The sequence below is a fragment of the Bacillus sp. JJ1764 genome (assembly GCF_036962145.1).
GTDB lineage: Bacteria > Bacillota > Bacilli > Bacillales > Cytobacillaceae > Neobacillus.
In genome coordinates, this window is record NZ_JBALNY010000160.1 from 6,161 (window position 1) to 7,696 (window position 1,536).

The 1,536-nt window shown below is 37.9% G+C and carries 1 protein-coding gene; it reads left to right on the forward strand.

Translation table 11 applies throughout. The features are described 5' to 3' along the window. The first annotated feature begins 171 nt into the window (after positions 1 to 171). A complete protein-coding gene (locus V7083_RS19860) occupies positions 172 to 1,389 on the forward strand; it encodes an MFS transporter (protein ID WP_335481175.1) in 1,218 nt (405 codons plus the stop codon). Positions 1,390 to 1,536 lie beyond the last annotated feature (147 nt).

A 1,536-nucleotide genomic window follows, 5' to 3' on the forward strand; every position in this document is an offset into this window, starting at 1 on the left:
AGCGAAGTGCCTGGAGCGGAAAGCAACAGACTAATATAAAGACCCTTTCAAAAAAATGGGTGTGACCTAAAGAGTGTTTTTAGGACACACCTTTTCGTTTTCCGAAAAGTATTTGAATAAGAACAGTGTGTTTTACAAAAACTACCTCTTAAGAAAAAGGGGAGTTTTTTTATGCCAAAGAAATTTAAGCTTTTAGGGGATGTAGAACTTACAAGGGATTTAACACTGCTTTTGATGATTGGAGGATTATATTCACTGAGTGTCGCTCTTTCCAATACGTTTGTTAACATTTATTTGTGGAAGCAGACAGGGAAATACTCAGATTTGGCTTTATATAACCTCGCCATTGTTATTCTTCAACCGTTAACCTTTATTTTAGCCGGCAGATGGGCAAAGAAAATTGATCGGGTTATTGTCCTACGAATCGGTGTCATTTTTTTGGCTTTGTTTTATTTAACGGTGTTAATGACTGGATCCAAGGCAGCAACCTATTTATTGTTGCTAGGAGGACTTTTAGGGATCGGTTACGGATTCTATTGGCTGGCCTATAATGTTTTAACCTTTGAAATTACAGAACCTGAAACACGAGATTTTTTTAATGGGTTTTTGGGTATTTTATCTTCTCTTGGAGGGATGATAGGTCCAATTGCTGCGGGAATTATCATTACCCGGTTTGAAAAATTTGCCGGCTATACGATTGTGTTTGGTATCTCCCTTGGACTTTTCGCGTTGGCAGTATTCTTGAGTTTTTCTTTAAAACCAAGGCCAGCACAGGGAAAATACTGTTTCAGACGAATTCTTGAAGAACGAAAGCAAAATGAAAATTGGCGTCTTGTGACGAATGCCCACTTTTTTCAAGGCTTAAGAGAAGGGACTTTCCTATTTGTCATTTCCGTGTTCGTCTATATTTCAACAGGGAGCGAGATGGCATTAGGAACGTTTGGGCTGTTGAATTCGGGTATTTCATTTGTTGCTTATTATTTTGCATCAAGAATGATTAAAAAAAATTTTCGAAAAAAAGCCATTCTTATTGGTGGATTGCTGCTGTATGCCGCAGTCATCTTGATCGTGTGGGATGTGACCTATACAAAATTGCTGATTTATGCAGGAATCATTGCGATTGCCTACCCGTTATTGCTGGTCCCCTATATGTCAACAACCTATGATGTAATTGGAGTGGGCTGGAAAGCAGCAGAAATGCGTATTGAATATATTGTGGTGAGAGAAATCTTTTTAAATATTGGTCGAATTGTTTCAATTTTAGCCTTTCTTACAGCCATAACCTTATTTAATGAAGAAAAAAGCATTCCGATCTTACTTCTGCTGTTGGGAGCAGGTCATACGTTAATCTATTTTTTTATAAGAAGGGTACAACTGCCTGTTACTTGAGGTGATGAGTATTAAAACTCGTCGCCTTTTATTATTTTAGCAAGTATTGTAAATAGAGTCCCTTAAGACAAAGTATACGGTAGTGACGTTTGATTGAATGGGTCTCAACCTCGGACAAGGAAGAGCAAGAAAAGCAAGATTGTGTCC

What these genes read in the sequence shown, in the direction of transcription:
- V7083_RS19860 (WP_335481175.1), top strand. Translation starts at nt 172, where the DNA reads ATGCCAAAGAAATTTAAGCTTTTAGGGGATGTAGAACTTACAAGGGAT.